This is a genomic window from Actinoplanes sp. NPDC048967, assembly GCF_040649415.1.
In the GTDB taxonomy this organism is placed as follows: domain Bacteria; phylum Actinomycetota; class Actinomycetes; order Mycobacteriales; family Micromonosporaceae; genus Actinoplanes.
In genome coordinates this window covers 331,856-350,870 of sequence record NZ_JBEZFL010000009.1, presented here as the reverse complement: position 1 = coordinate 350,870, position 19,015 = coordinate 331,856, and the positions used below count along the sequence as shown (strand labels likewise).

Annotated in this window: 20 protein-coding genes; 11 read left to right on the top strand and 9 right to left on the bottom strand. The window is 72.3% G+C overall.

The window, feature by feature from the left end; all coding sequences use genetic code 11:
• Positions 1–7: 7 nt before the first annotated feature.
• Entirely contained in the window at positions 8–949 is a 942-nt protein-coding gene (locus AB0C12_RS34365) for an alpha/beta fold hydrolase (RefSeq protein ID WP_360554214.1), read from the bottom strand.
• An 80-nt stretch (positions 950–1,029) separates the two neighbouring features.
• On the opposite strand from AB0C12_RS34365, the gene AB0C12_RS34360 reads away from it, so the two are divergent.
• The 5 genes from AB0C12_RS34360 to AB0C12_RS34340 all read left to right on the top strand — a co-directional run bounded on the left by AB0C12_RS34360 (position 1,030) and on the right by AB0C12_RS34340 (position 4,615).
• A complete protein-coding gene (locus AB0C12_RS34360; protein ID WP_360554213.1) occupies positions 1,030–1,932 on the top strand; it encodes a histidine kinase in 903 nt (300 codons plus the stop codon).
• Entirely contained in the window at positions 1,929–2,222 is a 294-nt protein-coding gene (locus tag AB0C12_RS34355; RefSeq protein WP_360554211.1) for a hypothetical protein, read from the top strand. Before AB0C12_RS34360 ends, AB0C12_RS34355 begins: the two co-directional genes overlap by 4 nt.
• Complete coding sequence (locus AB0C12_RS34350) at positions 2,219–2,872, top strand: response regulator transcription factor (protein ID WP_360554209.1); 654 nt, start codon at positions 2,219–2,221, stop codon at positions 2,870–2,872. The genes AB0C12_RS34355 and AB0C12_RS34350 overlap by 4 nt, the downstream gene beginning before the upstream one ends.
• 103 nt (positions 2,873–2,975) lie before the next feature.
• Positions 2,976–3,944: a hypothetical protein gene (locus AB0C12_RS34345; protein WP_360554207.1), complete on the top strand. Its 969-nt coding sequence runs from the start codon at positions 2,976–2,978 to the stop codon at positions 3,942–3,944.
• The gene (locus tag AB0C12_RS34340) at positions 3,944–4,615 is read left to right on the top strand and encodes a nitroreductase (RefSeq protein ID WP_360554205.1); all 672 of its coding nucleotides are present in this window, start codon (positions 3,944–3,946) and stop codon (positions 4,613–4,615) included. The genes AB0C12_RS34345 and AB0C12_RS34340 overlap by 1 nt, the downstream gene beginning before the upstream one ends.
• A 51-nt stretch (positions 4,616–4,666) precedes the next feature.
• On the opposite strand, the gene AB0C12_RS34335 is transcribed toward AB0C12_RS34340, so the two are convergent.
• The 3 genes from AB0C12_RS34335 to AB0C12_RS34325 form a co-directional block, all read right to left on the bottom strand.
• A complete protein-coding gene (locus tag AB0C12_RS34335; RefSeq protein ID WP_360554203.1) occupies positions 4,667–5,848 on the bottom strand; it encodes a S8 family peptidase in 1,182 nt (393 codons plus the stop codon).
• 72 nt (positions 5,849–5,920) lie between these two features.
• Positions 5,921–7,462, bottom strand: coding sequence for a GGDEF domain-containing protein (locus AB0C12_RS34330; protein ID WP_360554201.1), 1,542 nt, complete (start codon positions 7,460–7,462; stop codon positions 5,921–5,923).
• 191 nt (positions 7,463–7,653) lie between these two features.
• Complete coding sequence (locus tag AB0C12_RS34325) at positions 7,654–9,150, bottom strand: S8 family serine peptidase (protein WP_360554199.1); 1,497 nt, start codon at positions 9,148–9,150, stop codon at positions 7,654–7,656.
• A 144-nt stretch (positions 9,151–9,294) separates the two neighbouring features.
• Between AB0C12_RS34325 and AB0C12_RS34320 the strand changes: the two genes are divergently transcribed.
• A complete protein-coding gene (locus AB0C12_RS34320) occupies positions 9,295–9,588 on the top strand; it encodes a hypothetical protein (RefSeq protein WP_360554197.1) in 294 nt (97 codons plus the stop codon).
• A 13-nt stretch (positions 9,589–9,601) separates the two neighbouring features.
• Here the strand turns inward: AB0C12_RS34320 and AB0C12_RS34315 are convergent, their stop codons facing one another.
• The 3 genes from AB0C12_RS34315 to AB0C12_RS34305 form a co-directional block, all read right to left on the bottom strand.
• Positions 9,602–10,558 (bottom strand): sensor histidine kinase, encoded by a 957-nt coding sequence (locus tag AB0C12_RS34315; protein ID WP_360554195.1) that lies wholly within the window; start codon positions 10,556–10,558, stop codon positions 9,602–9,604.
• The gene (locus tag AB0C12_RS34310) at positions 10,555–11,346 is read right to left on the bottom strand and encodes an MEDS domain-containing protein (protein ID WP_360554193.1); all 792 of its coding nucleotides are present in this window, start codon (positions 11,344–11,346) and stop codon (positions 10,555–10,557) included. Before AB0C12_RS34310 ends, AB0C12_RS34315 begins: the two co-directional genes overlap by 4 nt.
• Positions 11,347–11,437: 91 nt before the next feature.
• Positions 11,438–12,079, bottom strand: coding sequence for an isochorismatase family protein (locus tag AB0C12_RS34305; RefSeq protein WP_360554191.1), 642 nt, complete (start codon positions 12,077–12,079; stop codon positions 11,438–11,440).
• 111 nt (positions 12,080–12,190) lie between these two features.
• Here AB0C12_RS34305 and AB0C12_RS34300 point away from each other — a divergent pair, with 111 nt between their 5' ends.
• Positions 12,191–13,189 carry a helix-turn-helix domain-containing protein gene (locus AB0C12_RS34300; protein WP_360554189.1) on the top strand — a complete coding sequence of 333 codons (999 nt, stop codon included), beginning with the start codon at positions 12,191–12,193 and terminating at the stop codon, positions 13,187–13,189.
• Here AB0C12_RS34300 and AB0C12_RS34295 read toward each other — a convergent pair whose 3' ends face one another.
• The gene (locus AB0C12_RS34295; RefSeq protein WP_360554187.1) at positions 13,190–14,284 is read right to left on the bottom strand and encodes a tartrate dehydrogenase; all 1,095 of its coding nucleotides are present in this window, start codon (positions 14,282–14,284) and stop codon (positions 13,190–13,192) included.
• Positions 14,281–14,970 (bottom strand): GntR family transcriptional regulator, encoded by a 690-nt coding sequence (locus AB0C12_RS34290; protein ID WP_360554185.1) that lies wholly within the window; start codon positions 14,968–14,970, stop codon positions 14,281–14,283. The genes AB0C12_RS34295 and AB0C12_RS34290 overlap by 4 nt, the downstream gene beginning before the upstream one ends.
• Before the next feature lie 95 nt (positions 14,971–15,065).
• Here AB0C12_RS34290 and AB0C12_RS34285 point away from each other — a divergent pair, with 95 nt between their 5' ends.
• From AB0C12_RS34285 to AB0C12_RS34270, 4 genes are read left to right on the top strand one after another with little or no spacing between them, the layout of a single operon-like run.
• On the top strand, positions 15,066–16,334 hold the full coding sequence (locus AB0C12_RS34285; protein ID WP_360554183.1) for an MFS transporter: 1,269 nt from the start codon (positions 15,066–15,068) through the stop codon (positions 16,332–16,334).
• A gap of 11 nt (positions 16,335–16,345) precedes the next feature.
• A complete protein-coding gene (locus AB0C12_RS34280; RefSeq protein ID WP_360554181.1) occupies positions 16,346–17,287 on the top strand; it encodes a phosphoglycerate dehydrogenase in 942 nt (313 codons plus the stop codon).
• A 5-nt stretch (positions 17,288–17,292) separates the two neighbouring features.
• Complete coding sequence (locus AB0C12_RS34275) at positions 17,293–18,672, top strand: acyclic terpene utilization AtuA family protein (RefSeq protein ID WP_360554179.1); 1,380 nt, start codon at positions 17,293–17,295, stop codon at positions 18,670–18,672.
• A complete protein-coding gene (locus tag AB0C12_RS34270) occupies positions 18,665–19,003 on the top strand; it encodes a DUF4387 domain-containing protein (RefSeq protein WP_360554177.1) in 339 nt (112 codons plus the stop codon). The genes AB0C12_RS34275 and AB0C12_RS34270 overlap by 8 nt, the downstream gene beginning before the upstream one ends.
• Positions 19,004–19,015: the final 12 nt, after the last annotated feature.

Genomic DNA, 19,015 nt, shown 5'->3' with positions numbered 1-19,015 from the left:
CGCCCGCCTACCGTCCCCGGACGAGCCCGTCGACGATCTCCACGGTGGCTCGCCAGCCGGCGGCGTGGGGAGCGTGTGAGGTGGCGACCGAGCGCACGTCGAACGGGTTGTCCGGGGTCAGCGCGTCGGCCTCGGCGATCATCCGGTCCTGCAGGGCGATCGGGATGCACCGGTCGAGAGTGTGCCGGATGTACGTGCGCGGGATCCGGCCCCACGTGTCCCGGTGCCCGCGCGCGTCGTCGAGCGGCGCCTGCGCCGACTCGTCCGGGGACATCCCGGTGAGCATCGCCAGGAACTCGGCGTCGGTGGCCCCCGCGCACAGCGCCTGCTTGAGCTTGGCCAGCACGGCCGGGTCGGCGGTGCGGAAATTGGTGCGCGTCCCGCCGATCACGGCCGGGTCGGCGAGGGCCGCGTCGCCGAGGTCGAACAGCAGCGTGCCGGCCGCCTCCGGCGTGGCCAGGTAGTCGCCGACGCTGCGCAGGCCGACGCAGCAGAACGCCGAGCTGTAGACGAGCCGGTCGATCAGGTGCGGCACCTCGTTGCCGACCCGGCTGAGCGTGGCGCCACCCATGCTGCCGCCCCACAGCACGACCGGTCCGTTGCGGGCGGCCCGGCGGACCACGGCGACGGTCGCGCGGACGTAGTCGTCGAGGGTGATCCCGGCCATCGGCGACGGCTCGGTGGCCAGCGCGGCCAGGTTCTGCGGGGCCTGGTAGGCGCGGCGGAACTGACCGTCGCCGGGGTTGTGGCCGGGCAGCTGCACGCCCACCGTCCGGTGCCCGCGCAGGGTCAGCTCGGCGTCGCCGCCCGGGCCGCCGTTGGCCCCGGCCACGAGCACGACGGTGGTCACCCGGCGCGCCGCCGGGGGCTTGCTGAGGTGGGCCGCCGAGCCCAGGCCGGCCAATGCGACGGCGGCACCGATGGCGTTGCGGCGGGTCATCTGAGTCATGTCTCCATCGCACCGCCGCCGGCGCACCGGGCACCAGCTCAGAAAGCAGGCAGCCACACCTACTTTCGTAGGTTCGGCCGATGGGTACCGTCATCCAGGTGAAGACCGTCGATGTCGTGCTGCTGGCTGTCCTCGGCGCGGCCGCCGCGGCCGGCGGGGCGCTCACCGCGGTCGTCGCCGGGCCCGGTCCGGGCGCCGGGTTCACGGTCGCCGTCGTCGTCCTCCAGCTGGCCACCTCGCCGGTCATCCTGCTGCGGCGCCGGTGGCCGGTCGGCGCCGGCCTGATCCTGGCCGGGTCGATCGCCGCCCAGACCTCGATCGCCTTCGCCGCGCCGCGCAACCTGCCGGAGACGCTGCTGTCGGTGAGCGCGTGGGCGCCGCTCGCCCTGTCCGTCGCGGTGGAGAACATCACCGAGCGCGGCATCCCGGCCGCCCGGGCCGCGCTGGTGTGGGCCGCGATCGGCGTCCTCACCGTGCTCGGCACCCGCCCGTGGGATCCCGATGCCGGGTTCATCGCCAACGGGCTGCTGCACAACGCCGTCGCGCCGCTGTTCGGCCTGTGGCTGGCGGCCCGCCGGCGGCGACTGCACCTGCTGACCGAGCGCGCCGACCGGGCCGAGCGGGAGCAGTGGTGGCGCGCCGAGCAGGCCCGCACCGAGGAGCGGCACCGGCTCGCCGCGGAGCTGCACGACCTGGTCGCGCACCGGGTCACCCTGATGACATTGCAGGCGGGGGCGCTGGCCACGACGGCGGCCGATCCGGTGACCCGCGCTGCCGCCGACGACCTGCGGGCCGACGCGTCCGGGCGCTCGATGAGCTGCGCGAGCTCGTCGGGGTGCTGCGCCGGGCGCCCGCGGTGGCGGCCCCACCGCTGGCCGAGGTCGTGCCGCCGCCGCTGGCCGAGCTGGTCGAGGAGGCCGGCCGGGTCGGGCAGGCGGTGCGGCTCACCGAGAAGGGTGACGCGTCCACGCTGTCCCCGGTGACCCGGCGGACCGCGTACCGGGTCGTGCAGGAGGCGCTCACGAACGCCCGCCGGCACGCCTGGAGCGCCACGGTCCGGGTCGAGGTCTGCTACGACCCGCACCGCACGCGCATCGTCGTGCACAACGACGCACCCGCGTCCCGCAGTCGTCCGCTGACCGACGGCGGCGGCACCGGCCTGGCCGGCCTGGGCGAGCGGATCGGGCTGATCGGCGGCTCACTGCGCGCCGGGCCGGACGGCGCCGGCGGCTTCCGGCTCGAGGCCGGCCTGCCCACCCGGGTGGCCGGATGACGGTACGGGTGCTGATAGCCGACGACGAGCCGATGGTGTGCGAGCACCTGACCACCATCCTGTCCGCGTCCGCCGCGATCGAGGTGGTCGGCGTGGCCCTCGACGGCGCGGAGGCGGTGGAGGCCGTCGTGCGGTCGCGGCCTGATGTCGTCCTCATGGATCTGCGGATGCCGGGGGTCGACGGGCTGGCGGCCACCAGCCGGATCCGCGCGTTGCCGGACCCACCGGCGGTGCTGGTGCTGACCACGTTCGACGCCGACCGGTACGTCGTGGAGGCGCTGCGCCTGGGCGCGGCCGGCTTCCTGGTGAAGTCGACCCCGCCCGGCGAGCTCGTCGACCTGATCCTGGTCGCGGCGCGGGGCCACACGGTGCTGTCCCCGGTGGCGGCGGCCGGCCTGGTCGCGGTGACGGCCATCGCGGCCGACGAACGTGACCGGGCCCGCGGGCGCTTGACGGCGCTGACCGCGCGGGAACGCGAGGTGCTGGCCGGCATCGGCGACGGCCTGTCCAACGCCGGCATCGCCGACCGGCTCTTCCTGTCCGAGACCACGGTGAAGGGCTACGTCTCGCAGATCCTGGAGAAGCTCGGCTGCGCCAACCGTACGCAGGCCGGACTGCTCGCCCAGGCAGCCGGCCTCTCGGCGCGGTAACCGGTCCATTCGCATTTTTCCCGCTTGTAGCTGAGCGTCGGCTGAGTACCTCTCAGCGTCGCCCAAGCCGGGTCGCCGAGACTGCGACCATGGTGGTTGAGTCATGATGGTCAATGGACGGTTCCGGCTCGTCGCGGGAACCTGGCACGTTGCCTACCTCCTGGTCCACCTGTGGTGGGCGATCGGCCACGAGCCGCGTTTCCTCAATGGCGGGGAGTCGTACTTTCCAGGCGGCTGGGTTCCCGTGGTTCTCGGCGTTCTCGCGGCGGCCGGGTGCCTGTCCGCCGCGGTGGCCGATCGCCGCGGAGTGAACGACAGCGGCGGTTACGTGCTCGCCGGGCTCAACGCCGTCGCGGGCGTCGCCTTGTGTGTGTACTCGTTCCTGTTCCCGGTGATCCTGGCGTCGTTGCTGTTCGAGGGGATCCGGACCGGCAGTGTGGCCAGTCTGCTGGCGACCGGCGGCGGCGCCGTCGGCGGAGTCCTCTGCCTGATCATCGCCGCCGACGAGCGGCGGCTGGCCGTCCGTCCCTGCGGGTCCTGCGGCCGGATCCACGGCAGGTCACCGGAGAGCCGGGCGGAGCGGGCGCCCGGCTGGGCCTTCGCGGGCGCCTACCTGGCCGTGGCCGGGTACCTGGCCCGGATGAGCGTGTGGCTCGACGACACGATCGCGGGACGGTGGCCGGGTCCGGAGAGCCGGGCGAACGGACCGTCGCTGACCGCGCTGGTGATCTTCGTGGTGCTGATGAGCCTGGCCGGCACATTGCTGCCACTGGCGCTGGCCCACCGCTGGGGCCGGCTCTGGCCGGCCTGGACGGGGCCGTTGCGCGGCCGGGCGGTGCCGCGTTGGCTGGTGCTCGGCACCGGCCTGTTCATGGGGGCGAGCCTGACCGCCTATTTCGGCATCGCCGGGATGACCGCGTGGATCCTTGGTGACGTCGGCGGCCCGTTCCTGCCCTTGCTGCTGGAGATGGGCGGCTACACGCTCTGGGGTGCCGGGTTGCTCGTGGCCGCCGCGTCGTACTTCGCGCTGACCCGGCCGCCGTGCCCGCAGATGGTCACCGAGCGGGGTTGATGAGGCATATGGACGTCTACAGTGCGGTGAGGACAAGGCAGTCAGTTCGTAGGTTCACCGATCAACCGGTCCCACGCGAGGCTCTCGAGCGAGTGCTCGCCGCGGCCGTCAATGCCCCGTCGGGCAGCAACATGCAGCCATGGAACGTCTACGTCCTGTCCGGTGGCCCGCTGGCGCACCTGAAGAAGACCGTTGCCGCTCGGGTCGCCGTCGGCGACTCCGGTGATGAGCGGGAGTTTGCGAATTACCCGCCTGGGCTACGCACGCCCTACCTCGAACGAATGGCGGCGCTGGGTGAAGCCCTCTACGGCTCCCGCGGCGTCGTCCGCGGCGACGGTGCCGGACGAGCCCGGATCCGGGCCGAGAACTGGAACTGTTTCGGCGCCGGCACGGCACTGTTCTGCTACCTGGACCGGGACATGCCGGCGCCGCGATGGGCCGATGTCGGTATCTTCCTGCAGACGGTGATGCTGCTGTTGCGGGCCGAGCACCTGCACAGCTGCACCCAGGAGGTGTGGGCCGAGTACCACCGCAGCGTCGCGGAGGTGGTCACCCCGCCGCCGGAACGAATGTTGTTCTGCGGCATGTCGATCGGCTTCGCCGATCCGGCGTTCACACCTCCGCGGGTCCGCCGCGCCCCCTTCTCGGACGCCGTGACTTTCCTGGACTGACGTTGCCGTCCAGAGCTTCGGCCGAGCCGGGCCGAGCCAGGCCCCTGCTGCTCAGGCGCCCGTGTAGAGCAACCGGTTGGGCGAGCCGGATCCGGGACTCGTCACCACACCCGTGGTGGCGCTGCTGACGATGGCGCTGTGCACCTGCGCCGGCGAGTCGCCCGGGTGGCCGGCCAGATACAGCGCGGCCGCGCCGGCCACGTGGGGTGCGGCCATCGACGTGCCGCTGATCGTGTTGGTGGCGGTGTCGCCGGTGGACCACGACGACGTGATGCCGATGCCCGGGGCGAACACGTCGACGCAGGTGCCGCGGTTGGCCCAGGACGGCTTGGCGTCGCTGCTGTTGGTCGCGGAGACGGTGATCGCGGTCGGCACCCGGGCCGGGGACTGGGTGCAGGCGTCCAGTGCGAACAGTCCGAACAGGCCGTTGCCGGCGGCGATCGAGTAGCTGACGCCGGAGGCGATCGACGCGCTCACCGCGTTGTCCAGGGCGGTGTCGGCGCTGCCGCCGAGGCTCATGTTGGCGACGGCGGGCTTGACCGCGTTGGCGGTGACCCAGTCGATGCCGGCGGCGACCTGGGCGGTGGTGCCGCTGCCCTCGCAGTTGAGCACGCGTACGGCGACGAGCTGCACGCCCTTGGCGACGCCGTACGCGCTGCCGCCGACTGTGCCGGCCACGTGCGTACCGTGGCCGTTGCAGTCGTCGGCGGCACCGCCGTCGACCGCGTCGTGTCCGCTGACCGCGCGCCCGCCGAAGTCCTGATGGGTGGTGCGGATGCCGGTGTCGATGATGTAGGCGTGCACGTTCGCCGCGGTCGTGGCGTAGGTGTACGCCTGGTTCAGCGGGCGGTTGCGCTGGTCGATGCGGTCCAGGCCGTAGGACGGCGGGTTGGCCTGCGTCTCGGAGATCCGGTGGATCACGTTGGGCTGCACGAACGCGACGTCCGGGTCGGCGGCCACCTGCCGCGCCTGGCGCGCCGACATCGTCGCCGCAAAACCCTTGAAGACCTTGGTGTACGTGTGGAGCACTGTCGCGTTGTGCTCGGCGGCGACGGTGCGAGGGGTCCGGCCCGGCTTGAGGACGACGATGTAGCTGTCCGGCACCACTTCGGCCCCGGCTACCGGGATGACGTCCGCCTCGGCCGGTGCCGCCTGCGCACCGGTGGACATTCCGAGGATCGACAGGAGAACGGCGCCTGCTGCGGCGGCGCCTCGACGGATGGCTGTTCTCACCTGAGCCTCCCCACGATGGGTGGTCACGCAACCACGCCATGTGACGCTAGCAGGCGAATCGACACATGTGAATCAGCCGGCGGAGGGCGGCACGATCACGCGGTTCCGGCCGGCGTCCTTCGCGGCGTACAGCATCCGGTCGGCCTCGGCGAGCAGCGCGGCCGGCGCGTCATGGCCCTGGGTCGAGGTGGCCCCCACGCTGACGGTCACCGGCAGGTCGCCGGTCACCGGTCGCCACGGGTGCACGTCGACAACCTTCCGCAGCTCCTCCAGCCGGTCGGCAGCCTGTGCGGCGCCGATGCCGGGCAGGACGACCAGGAACTCCTCGCCACCCATCCGGGCCACGAAGCCGGTGTCCGACACCGTCTGCTGCACCGCGCGGAGCAACTGCGCGACGGCTACCAGGACCTCGTCGCCGGCCTCGTGCGACAAGGTGTCGTTGATCCGCTTGAAGTGGTCGATGTCCACGACCGCGATGGTGAGCGGTGACCGCGTCTCGGCGGCCAGGGCGACAGCGACCGGCAGGTGGTCGTCCACGTAACGCCGGTTGCGCAGCCCGGTGAGGGGATCCCGGAGCGCCTGCTCGCGGTACCGCTCGGCGTCGTTGCGGGCCTGCGCGGTCTCGAACATCACCTGCCGGGTGTGCGCCCGCGCCTCCTGCTGGGCCGAGCGCAGCTGTTCCCGGGCGGCGTCATACCGCTTGTACTCGAAGAACGCCTGCTCGAAGGCGCCGGCGGCCGCGTACAGCTCGGCCTGCTCGGCCATGACGGCCACCCGGATCCCGGTGAGCTCCCGCTCCTCGCCGAGGGTACGGCTGCGGTCGAGGCTCTGCTGGGCCCGGTCCAGCGCGCCGAGACAACGCTGGGCCCGGGCCAGGGTCAGGGTGGCCTCGGCCAGGTCGTGCACCTCGTACCAGAGCGGCGAGTCCAGCACCGAGAGCAGCGTCTGCTCGGCCGCCGCGTACTCCCCCAGCCCGAGCTGGATGCTGGCCACGGTGTCGCGTTCGATGATCAGGAACTCCCGGCCCAGGGCGGCCGCCACCACCCGCATGCGCTCGACCACCGTCGCGGCGGCGGCCAGCTCACCGGCCTGGAACTCGGTGTACGCGCGGTTGTTGAGCACCAGCAGCCGACGGGTCAGGTCGTTGATCGCGATCGCCAGCTGCTCGGCCTGCAGGTAGCGTTCCCGCGCCGCGTCGATCATCCCGACGTCGCCGAGGGAGTTGGCCAGCCGGTTCAGGTACATCAGTCGCAGTCCCGGCGAGGCGTGCTCGTCGAGCACCTCGACCGCGCTGATGGCGTTCTCCAGGCTCGCCGCGTGGTCGCCGAGGTAGTTGTAGATCAGCGCCAGGTGGAAGTGGCTGCGGGCCAGCAGCGCGGGCGATGCCAGGTCCCGCGCCTGCCGGTGGACCTCCAGGAACACTTGCGCGGCACCACTGCGGTCACCGTTGCGCTGGGCCATGTCGGCCTGGACCAGCCGGGCCCGCAACTGCAGGATCGTTTCGCCGCACTCCCCGGCCGCCCGCTCGATCGCGGCCGCGGAGGCCAGGTTGGCCTCGATGTCACGGCCCTGATAGGTCTCGAGATCGTCCAGCAGGCGGGCAAGCTCCGGCACCGGCGACGGGCGTCGCCGGTCAGCGTCCGGAACGCGCGTGCCCGTTGTGCTCACGGGAGCCGAATCGACAACCGCCGGGCATCCGGCAGGGGAACCGGATTGCGGTTGGGGTGCTTTTTCACCGGTACGGAAAGCGGACGGTGGGTGCCCGCCGCGCGGACACCCACCGTCCCACCAGGGTGCGATGGTGCTCAGGACATCCAGCCTTTGTCGCCGGCGGTGAGCCAGCCGGTCGACGACCAGGCCGCTCCGCTCCAGTTCGGCGCCGTACCGCCGCTGCCGGACCACGCCTTACCGGACCAGCTCTGCCCCGACCAGGCCAGGTCGGACCACGCCTTGCCCGACCAGGCCTTGCCCGACCAGGCCTTGCCGGACCAGTTGCCCTGCCCGTCCGTGGGGCTGGCCCAGCCGGTCCCCGTCCACGGGCGGCCCATCCAGTCCCCGCCGTTCCAGGAGGTCCGGGCGGCGCTCGCGGCAGCCCAGGTCGACGAGCTCAGCGGCCCGAAGATGTCCCGCTCCCCGGTCAGCACGACACCGTCGCCCATGGTCACCTGCGACGAGCCGCGGTCCTTCTGGATGCTGCCCGTACCGGTGATGGTGCTGCCGCTCTGGCCGCAGCTGGTCAGCGTGGACCTGATCGCGGTCTGCAGGTTGATCTGCGGGGCGTAGGAACCGGTGACCGGCGTGCCGGTGGCCCGCAGGTAGCACATGACCTGCATCGGCGACAGGGTCGGGTACTTCTGCAGCAGGACGGCGGTGGCGCCGCTGACCACCGCGGCGGCCTGCGAGGTGCCACTGCCCTTGAAGAACCGGTCCCCGACCCGCGCCGAGGAGTAGTTCACGTCGGCGTAGCTGCCGGGGTCGCGCAGCGAGACGATCGACCGGCCCGGGGCCAGCACGTCGGGTGCGTTGTCCTGGGTGGTGCCCTTGCTGCTGAAGGTCGCCAGCGTGTCGTCGGCGGTGCCGGTGGTCCCCCGGGGGTCGGTCGCGCCGACGGTGATGATGTACGGGTTGGAGCCCGGGTTCAGAATGTTGCCGCCGGTGTTGCCCGAGGCGACGATCACGCTGATGCCGGCCAGGTAGGCGTTCTCCACGGCCTCGCTGAGCGGGCTGCTGACCCAGCTCTGTGTGCTGTCCGTGCCGTACGACAGGTTCAGCACCTTGATCGGGTTGGCCGGGTCGTCGTTGCGGTGCGCCACCACCCAGTCGATCGCGGCCATCACCTGCGTGACGTCGACCGCGCCGTTGGCCGCGCCCACCTTGAGGGAGATCAGCTTGGCGTCGGGCGCCACCCCCTTGAAGGTCCCTCCGGCGGCGTCACGCCCGGCGATGATGCCCGCCAGGTGGGTGCCGTGACCGTACGTGTCCCGGCGCAGCAGGCCCGGCACCTGCGACTCCAGCGACAGGTCGGGCCCGTTGGCCACGTTGCCGCTGGTGAGCCCGGCCACCGGCACGACGCCGGTGTCGATGAGGGCGATGCCGACGCCCTTACCGGTGAGGCCGGCGGCCGCCGCCACGTCGCCCCGCACGATCCGGCGCACGTCCGGCAACGTCGCGGCCGTGGCGGTGTAGGCATAGTCCGTGAAGGAGGCCGTCGTGACGGCGGCCTCCGCGCTGCCCGGGTAGAGCAGGGCGGCCGCTGTGACAACAGCCGCCCCGGCGGCCCTGAGGCGGACGGTCTTACTCAACTGCGGCTCCTTCGACGTACCGACGATGTGATCCGCTTGCTCGGCAGGATCACGCCGGTTGTGAACAAGTTGCGGAAAAGGTGGCCGATCGGGTTCCGCTCCTCGCCCGATCGGCCGGCCCGACGGGCATGCGAGGATGAGGCCATGGGCAGCGACGCCAACCCCGACGTGAGCGCTCTCGCGATCAACGTGTCGATACCGGAAGAGCTCCGCTGGACCGACACCCGCCGTGGTCAGGAGTTCGAGTTGACCACGTTGAACGTCCGGCTCCTGAAGGACGGGCACCTCGCCGCCAAGGCGTACGGCCGTCCCGTCGCGGGCGGCCGCGGCACGTACGTCTCGTTCCCGCTGCCGGACAGTCCCGAGCTGGCCGCGCTCGTCGCCGCGGCGGCCGGCCGGGCCAGTGTCCTGTGGGCGGGGCACCGCGGTCTCGGCTGACCCCCGTACGGTGTCAGTGGTGGGGGTTTCCGGCGGTCAGCCGGATGGTGAAGCCGTCGCGATGCCGGTGCAGGGCGACGTGGTTGCACGACTGGTGGGCGATCCACAGGCCGAGGCCACCGGCACTGCCGTCGCCCGCGGCGAGCAGCCCGGCGAACGGGTCCTTGGGCCCCGCGCCGGAGTCGGTGACCGAGACGACGATCCGGTCGGCGCCGCTCCACAGCCGCATCCGCACCGGCCCGTGGCCGTGCCGGTGGGCGTTGGCCACCGCTTCGCTGACCGCCACGATCAGGTCGTCGACGTCCTGGGCCGGCAGGTGGCCCCGGTCGGCGTCACGGACGGCCCGGCGTGCCTCGGACAGGCCGGGATCGAGCAGGTCGGCCCGCGGCACGGTCCGCTCGACCGGGTCCGGCACCGGGGAACGCGGCTCGCTGAGGTACGGCACCGGGTCGACGTACTGGCTGTTGGGCACGTGCCGGCCGTCCGGCAGAGCCGTGCGCGGATGGGTGCGCAGCACGTCGCCGAGCACCTCGGGCGGCGTGACCCGGGTGTCGTAGGCGCACATGCTCCACAGCGGGAACTCGTCGTAGGCGTGGTTGATGGCCGACTCGTAGCGCGCCCACCAGTCCCAGGTCACGCCGAGCGCCTCCACCGGCAGCTGGCCGATGATCCGGATCTGGGCGGCCCCGCCGGCGACGTGGTCGGCCAGCAGCCCCCGGTACGACCGGATGGCCCCGGCCGGCCGGGCGTAGACCGAGCCACCCGGCAGGAACGTGACCGGGCAGCCGGCCGGTAGCGCCGCACGCACCAGCTCGGCGGTGCGCCCGCCCAGCCCGACGATGGTGGGCTCGCCGGCGGCGACGCCGCCCAGCAGGAACGGCACCGCCACGGCCAGCAGATCGTCGTCGGAGTCGTAGCAGACCGCTTCGTGGAAGTAGCCGGTGTGCCCGGCGGCGGCGCCTGTCCTCATCGGGTCACCTCCACCCGTACGTGGGCCAGCTCCAGCAGCCCGGCGAGGCGCTCGGCGGCACGGAGGCGGGTCCGGACCACGGCGGTCATCTGCTGCGTCTCGGCGTACCGCTGCAGGGCGAGCAGCGACCGGTGGTCGATGAAGCCGAGGTCGTCCGCGTCCACCACGACCTCTCCACCGGCCGGGGCCAGGTCGGTGTGCCGCAGGGCGCCGGCGAACAACTCCTCCACCGACATGTCGACCTCGCCGTCGAGCACCGCGTCGGCGGTCGTGGCCCCGGGATGCAGCTGGAACAGGACGCCGTCGGCGTGGCTGGACTCGTGCATGCACGCCAGCTCGGCGACGGCGTGATCGCCGAGCTCACGGCGGTCGTAGGCGCACACGGCGCGCATCGGGGCGGTGCGCAGGTAGCGCCCGATCGCGTACTCGTACCGGGCGAAGGCGTGCCGCTGCTCGTCGGTGCGTACGAACGCGGTCGCGTCGGCCGCCACGCGCAGGCCGGTGAACCCGGCGGCCAGGGCGTCCTCGGTCGCGGCCGTGTAGGCGGCGACCTGAGCGGCCGGGTCGACGATCAGGCCGCCGGGATAGGCCTGGTCGGACGAGAGCACGGATGCTGCGGCTTGGGTGGCGAGCCACTCCGCGGTCTCCGTACGGCGGCGGCCCGGGATGTACCAGACCCGCTCACCGGCCTCGAGTCCCGCGCGCAGGAACTCCCGCGCGTAGGCGTCGAACGGCTCGTAGTCGTCATATGACCAGCACATGTGCCCGGCCGCGGCGGCCCGGCTCACGTGCCGGACACCCTGGCAGTGGTCATCGCCCAACTCTATCCAGCCGAGCCGCCGGTGACGACATCGCGGACCCGTCCGAGGAGCACGTCGATCAGGCTTGTCCGGCGTGCCGCGCCCCGGTCACGGCGGACGCGCCGAGGTCGGGACCGGGCAGCGCACGGCCGGCGCCGGCCGCGTCGGACCAGGCCGCGGTGTCGGCGACGGCGGCGAAGTTGGAGTTGAACAGGGTCATGAGCGTGGTGTGCACCGTCTTCGCGTCGGCGAAACCGGCGTCGTTGGCGATGTTGATCGCCCCGGTGGCGTCGGAGAGCACCTCGGCGGTCAGGCCGTGCGTCTCGGCCTCCGCGGCGGAGGCCAGCACGCAGTTGTTGGTCATGTAGCCGACGAGCGTGACGGTGTCGATGTCGCGCTCCCGCAGCCAGGACAGCAGGTCGGTGCCGGCGAACACGGTGCCGTACTGCTTGACGACCGACTTCCACTCGCCGGTGCGGCGGCTCTCGACCTCCGGGTGCAGCTGAAACCCGGGCCGGGTCGGATTGAACAGCGGCGCGCTGTCGCCCATCGTGTGCTGCACCGCCACGACGGGGATGCCCGCGGCGGTGGCCGCGTCGATCGCCCGGGCGATCTGCGGCAGCGAGTCGGCATGCGGCGGGTAGTGGATCTCCAGCGGGCCGCCGAAATAGTCCTGCTGCACGTCGATGACGATGAGGGCGCGACGCGGTGCGGTGGTCATGGCTGGTGCACTCCTTGCTGTCGGTGCCGCCGTTCCCGGCGGCGACACCTCGAGTCTCCGCTCCGCGACCGTCTCAGGCCATTGGCACAAGTGCGGCGTTACGATGAATTCGTGCCACCCTCCCCGGACGCCCTGCGGATCGCTGTCTACGCCTTCGACGGCATCACGATGTTCCACCTCTCCGTGCCGCAGCTCGTCTTCGACGAGGTCACCCGGCAGGGCCTGGGCGACTGGACGACGGTCCTCTTCGCCGACCGGGCCGGGTCGGTCCGCACCGCCGAGGGCTACCCCATCGGCGAGCTGCGTGGACTTTCGGCCGCCCAGGAGGCCGACGTCGTGGTCGTACCGTCCTGGTTCGAGGACGGCCGGGTTGCCGGTCCAGCACTGCGGCGCACCCTGACCAAGGCCCACAGCCGCGGCGCGACGATCGCCGGCCTGTGCCTGGGAGCAGTCGCCGTCGCCGACGCCGGCCTGCTGTCACGGCGTACGGCGGTGACCCATTGGCAGGCCGTCGACATGCTCGCCGCTCGCCACCGCGACATCGACGTCGACGCCGCCGTGCTGTACATCGACCACGGCGACGTATTGACGTCAGCCGGCACCGCCTCGGCGATCGACGCCTGCCTGCACCTCGTCCGCAGCAGGCTGGGTGCCGCGGCAGCCAATCGGGTGGCCCGCAGCCTGGTGGTGGCCCCACATCGCGAGGGCGGCCAGGCGCAGTACATCGAGCGGCCGCTCCCGGCGCACCCGGTGAACGATCCGATCGCGGGAGTGATCGAGTGGGCGCTGCAGCACCTGGCGGAACCCCTGCCGGTCGAGCGGCTCGCCGACGTCGCCCTCCTGAGCCGGCGTACGTTCATCCGGGCTTTCCAGGCCTCCACCGGGGTCACCCCGGCGGTGTGGGTCCGGCGCCGGCGCCTCGACGAGGCTCGCCGGCTGCTGGAGTCGACCGACCTGGCGATCGACCAGATCGCCGCCGCCTGCGGCTTCGGCAGCACGGTCACCATGCGGCAGTGCTTCGCCGCGGCCTTCGACACCTCACCGTCGGAGTACCGCCGGCGCTTCGACGCCCGGAACGCGGGCGGCCGGGGCGTGGGCAGCACTCCCTGATCATCGGTTGCCGGGCCGTTCCCGGACGCGCTCGGCGATCGCCCGGCCCAGCTCGACCGTCGTGCCGGTGCCGTGCAGGTCAGGGGTCAGCGGAGCCTCCTCCGGCCCGTACGCCAGGACGTCCTCGACCGCGCCGAGCAGGTGTGCCGCCGCTTCCGGATGGCCCAGGTGCTCGAGCATCATCGACCCGCACCAGATCTGGCCGACCGGGTTGGCGATGCCCCGGCCGGCGATGTCCGGGGCGGAGCCGTGCACCGGTTCGAACAGGCTCGGGTGCTCGCGTTCGGGGTTGATGTTGGCGCTCGGGGCGATGCCGAGCGTGCCGGTGCAGGCCGGGCCGAGGTCGGACAGGATGTCGCCGAACAGGTTGCTGGCCACCACGACGTCGAACCGGTCGGGGTGCAGCACGAACTGCGCCGCCAGCGCGTCGATGTGGAACTTGTCGAGCCGTACGTCCGGGAACTGCTCGCCCATCTCCGCCACCCGCTCGTCCCAGTACGGCATGGTGATGGCGATGCCGTTGCTCTTGGTGGCCGAGGTGAGGTGCTGCTTCGGGCGGCGGCGGGCCTGCTCGAAGGCGAAGCGCAGGACGCGGTCGACGCCGACGCGGGTCATCACCGTCTCCTGGAGCACGGTCTCGCGTTCGGTGCCTTCGAAGATGCGGCCGCCGACGCTGGAGTACTCGCCCTCGGTGTTCTCCCGGACGACGACGAAGTCGATGTCGCCCGGCTCCCGGCCGGCCAGGGGGCTGCGGACGCCGGGCATGAGCCGGCAGGGGCGCAGGTTCACGTACTGGTCGAAGACCCGCCGGAACTGCAGCAGGCTTCCCCAGAGGGACACGTGGTCGGGGACGACCGACGGCCAGCCGACCGCGCCGAAGTAGATGGCGTCGTACCCGCGCAGCGTCTCCTCCCAGCCGGGCGGCAGCATCGTCCCGTGCCGCTGCCAGTGGCCGGCGCTGGCGAAGTCGAAGTGGTCGAAGTCGAGCCGCAGCCCGAAGTGGTCGGCGGTGGCCCGCAGCGCCTCGATCCCGGCCGGGACGACCTCCTGGCCGATGCCGTCGCCGGGGATGACGGCGATGCGGTGCGCGGTCATCGCGCCTCCCGCAGTGCCGCGAGGCCGCCCTGCGAGTCCTCGAGGGCGATGCGTTCCGCGGCGGCCGAGTCGCCGGCGCGCAGCGCGCGGACCAGGGCGCGGTGGCTGGTGTAGCGCTCCAGGCCGAAGGTGTGGTCCTCGGCCACCCGCCGCAGCAGCAGCTCGCGGCGCTGCGGCCGGGAGAACACCCGGCTCTGCTCGAGCATCCGGATGAGCACGGGGTTGTGGGCGCAGGCGTCCACGGTGTCGTTGAACTCCTGCATGGTGTCGAGGAGCGCGGTGAGGTGCCGTTCCGACGGCTGTCCCGGGTGACCGCGCTCCTTGAGCAGGATCAGCAGGTCGTCGGCCCGGTCGAGGATGGCGTCCAGGGCGTCGAGCTGGGCGGCGGTGGCGTGCCGGGCGGCGAAGCGGGCCACCAGGCCGCGCAGGCCGACCTCCACCTCGGCGAGGTCGTCGATGGCGGCATCGCGGATGGCGGCGACCCGCACCGTACGGGGGCCGATCCGCTCGATGAGCCCGTCGAGCTCCAGGCGGCGCAGCGCTTCGCGGACCGGGGTCGGGCTGATCGTCAGCCGCTCGGCCATGCCGCGCTCGGTGACCTTGTCCCCCGGAGCGAGCTCGCCGGTGGCTATCGCGCTGCGAAGCTGACGGTACGCCTGGTCGGACAGCGTCTGGGTGGCAGTCATGAAGGCACTTTACCGCCTGCCATGGCAAACTTGTATGCAACTGTTGACGGTTTTGCCACAGCAAATTAGCGTGACGCCCGACACGTGGAGGCAACATGGCCGTTACGCTGCGGGACCGCACGGTGTCCCACCGGAAGATCACGTTCTTCATCGCCCTGACGCTGTTCGCGCAGGAGTCGACCTGGAACTTCTACGACAACCAGGTGCCTGTGCTGCTGCGCGAGCACGTCACCAGCGCGGCGGTCGTCGGCCTGCTGATGGGCATGGACAACCTGCTGGGCATCTTCATCCAGCCCTGGATCGGCAACCGGTCGGACAACACCCGGACCCGGTGGGGACGGCGGGTGCCGTACCTCGCGGTGGGCATGCCCCTGGCGGCGGTGCTCTTCGCGTTGCTGCCGTGGACCACGTCGCTGGTCACGCTGGTCGCCGTGATGTTCCTGTACGCGCTGGTCGTCAACACCGTCCGGCCGCTGGCCGAGTCGATGATCCCGGACTTCCTGCCGCCCGGGCGGCGCAGCCGGGCCAACGCCGCCGTGAAGATCGCGGCCGCGCTGACCATCATCGTGGCCGCACTGATCAGCCTCTTCGTCATCGACGAGCATCCCCGGGGCGCGTTCGTCATCCCGGCGGTGATCCTGCTGCTCGTCACGGTGGTGCTGATCGCGAAGGTCCGCGACAGCCGGTCAACCGCCTACCAGGCGGCGCTGGCCGAGGACGCGGACGCCGCTCACGACGAGGCGCGGGTGCCGTTCCGCCGGGTCGTCACCGATCTCGTCACCGACAGCGATCGCCGCCGGCTCCTGTTGCTGCTGACGGTCCTGCTCTTCGGCGGAGCCTGGTTCGCTTCCCGGTCGCTGGTCACCCCGTACGGGATGGAGGCCCTGGGCCTGACCCGCGGTGCGGCCGGCGGGCTCACCCTGCCCAGCGGCATCGCCTTCCTGCTGGCCGCCTACCCGGCCGCGCTGTGCGCCGAGCGCTACGGACGGCTACGCACCATGGGCGTCGGCATCATCATCTTCGCCACCGCGATGGCGGCCGGCGCCGCCGTCCAGACCGCCACCGGGACGGTCGTCGCCTTCTGCGTCGCGGCCGTCGGCGCCGCCGGCTTCATGATCAACGCGGCCGTCGCCCTGTGGAACCTGGCGCCGTCCAGCCGCGTGCTCGGCGCCTACACCGGCCTGTACGCGGTCACCTGGTACCTCGGCGGCTTCGGCGGCCCGGCGCTCATCGGCGCCGTCGTCGACCTCACCGGCTGGGACTGGATGTTGCTGGACATCGGGATCCTCGCCGCGCTGGCCGTCCTCGTCGTCATCCGCCTCGGTCGCCTGCACCGGGACCGCGGCACCCCCCTCCTCACCTGACACGGAGTCCGATGGCCACCGTTCTGATCACCACCGACTACCTCACCCCGGGCGACGAGGTGGACGTCTTCCTCACCCGGCAGGGCTTCGCCACCCGGCACGACCCGATGCGGGGACCCCGCCGGCCCGAGCACCTGATCGCGGCCCTGGCCGGCGTCGAGGGCGCTCTGATCGCCAACGAGCCGATGTCGGAGCAGGTGCTGAGCGCGGCGCCGGAGCTGCGCGCCGTCGTGCGCACCGGCGTCGGCTACGACTCCGTCGATGTCGCGGCCGCCACCCGGCTCGGCATCAGCGTGAGCAACCTGCCGGGCATCAACAGCAACGCGGTGGCCGAGTACACCATCGGGCTGCTCCTGGCCCAGGCGCGGAACATCGTGCCGATGGCCGCCGGGGTCGCCGCCGGCGGGTGGCCCCGCCGCGACGGGCACGAGCTGCGCGGCAAGACCCTCGGGCTGATCGGCCGGGGCGCGGTGGCCCGGCGGGTGGTGCCGCTCGCCCAGGCGTTCGGCATGACCGTGCTGGGCACCGGCGAGCTGCCCACGCCCGCCGTCCTGGTCACGCTCGACGAGCTGTTGCAGCGGTCCGACTTCGTCTCCCTCCACACCGCACTGACCCCGCGTACCCGGCACCTCATCGACGCGGCCGCGCTGAGCCGGATGAAGCCGGGCGCTCACCTGATCAACACCGCGCGCGGGCCCATCGTCGACACCGTGGCCCTCGCCGAGGCGGTCCGTTCCGGGCGCCTCGCGGGTGCGGCCCTCGACGTCGTGGACGTCGAACCGCTACCGGCCGACAGCGTCCTGCGCGGCGTCGACGGCATCACTGTCTGTTCGCACATGGCCGGGCAGACCGCCGAGGCCCGCCTGGCCGCCGGGCTGGAGGGCGCCGAGGAGCTCGTCGCCGCCCTGGCCGGCCACCCCCGGTCAGCCGTCAACCCCGTGACCCCGAGATGAGGACCATGACTGAAAACCGTGATTCCGTACGCGTGCTGGCCCCCAGCGGCATGCTCGGCGGCGGCTTCCCGCCCGAGACCATCACCCGTGGTCTGGACCTCGGCGCCGACGTCATCACCGTCGACGGGGGCTCGACCGACTCCGGGCCCTACTATCTCGGCTCCGGCACCGCCAAGACCGCCGCCGCGGCCGTCGCCCGCGACCTGCGCCTGCTGTTGCGCGCGGCGGCGACCGCCGGCATCCCGCTGATCGTCGGCTCCTGCGGCACCAGCGGCACCGACTCCGGCGTCGACTGGGTCGCCGGCATCACCCGCGAGATCCTGGCCGAGGAAGGGCTCAACCTGCGGCTGGCCACCATCTACAGCGAACAGCAGGCCGCCGGCCTCAAGGAACACCTCGACGCCGGCCGGGTGCACCCGTTGCCGCCGGCCGGCGAGCTCGACCCGGCAACCCTGGAGAGCTGCCGGCACATCGTCGCGATGATGGGTCACGAGCCGATCGTCGAGGCGCTGGCCGCCGGCGCCGACGTCGTCCTGGCCGGGCGGGCCACCGACACCGCGGTGGCCGCCGCCTATCCGCTCATGGCGGGCATGCCGGCCGGCCCCACCTGGCACGCCGCCAAGATCGTCGAATGCGGCGGGCAGTGCACCACCGACCCGCGCTCCGGCGGCGTCCTGGCCACCATCGACGCCACCGGCTTCACCATCGAACCGCTCGACCCGGCGGTCGCCTGCACCCCCACCTCGGTGTCGGCGCACATGCTCTACGAGACGGTCAACCCGTACTCGATGCGGGAGCCGGCCGGCACGATCAACGTCTCCGGGGCCACCTACCGGGCCCTGGACGACCGGCGCGTCCGCGTCGAGGGTTCCCGCTTCGAACCCGCCGAGCAGCACACCATCAAACTGGAGGGCGCCCGGATCACCGGGTACGAGACGATGTCGTTCACCGCCGTCCGCGACCCGCACATCCTCGGCCAGATCACCACCTGGGCCGCGCTGCTGCGCCGGATGATCACCGAATGGGTCGGGCAGACCCTCGGGCTGGGCCCCGACGAGTACGCCTTCGACATCCGCCTCTACGGCTACGACGCCGTCCTGGGAGCCCTCGACCCGGACACCGGCCCGCCCCGCGAGGTCGGCGTGATGCTCCTGGTCAACGCCCCGGACCAGCAGACAGCCACGGCCGTCGCCAAGATCGCCAACCCGCTGATGCTGCACCTGCCCACCCCGGACATGGACTACCTGCCCAGCCTCGCCTTCGCCACCTCACCGGCCGAGACCGAGCGCGGAGCGGCGTACGAATTCGTCCTCAACCACGTCGTCGACGCGGACTCCCCCACCAGCCTGTTCCGCATCAACCCGCCGGAGGACCGCGATGTCTGAGCCCGCCCGTCCCCGGACGATCGCCGACCTGGCCCGGGAGGTCCGTTCGAAGAACGCCGGACCGTTCTGGGTCACCATGGAACTGTTCATGCGCGACGCCACCGGCTACGCCACGGTGGCCGATCCCGCCTACCTGGACGCGGCGGTCGTGGCCCGCCTCTACGACGTCGCGGCGGAGACCATCCAGATCTTCCGGATCCCCGAGCTGAACGTCGTGAAGATCTCCTTCCCCCGGCCGGTGGTCCAGGGCAGCCTGCGGGACCGCGACATCCACGCCGGTCAGCACCACGTACCGCTGGCGCTGTTGCCGCTGCCGTCCGCATCCGCCTGACCCCGGTACCGT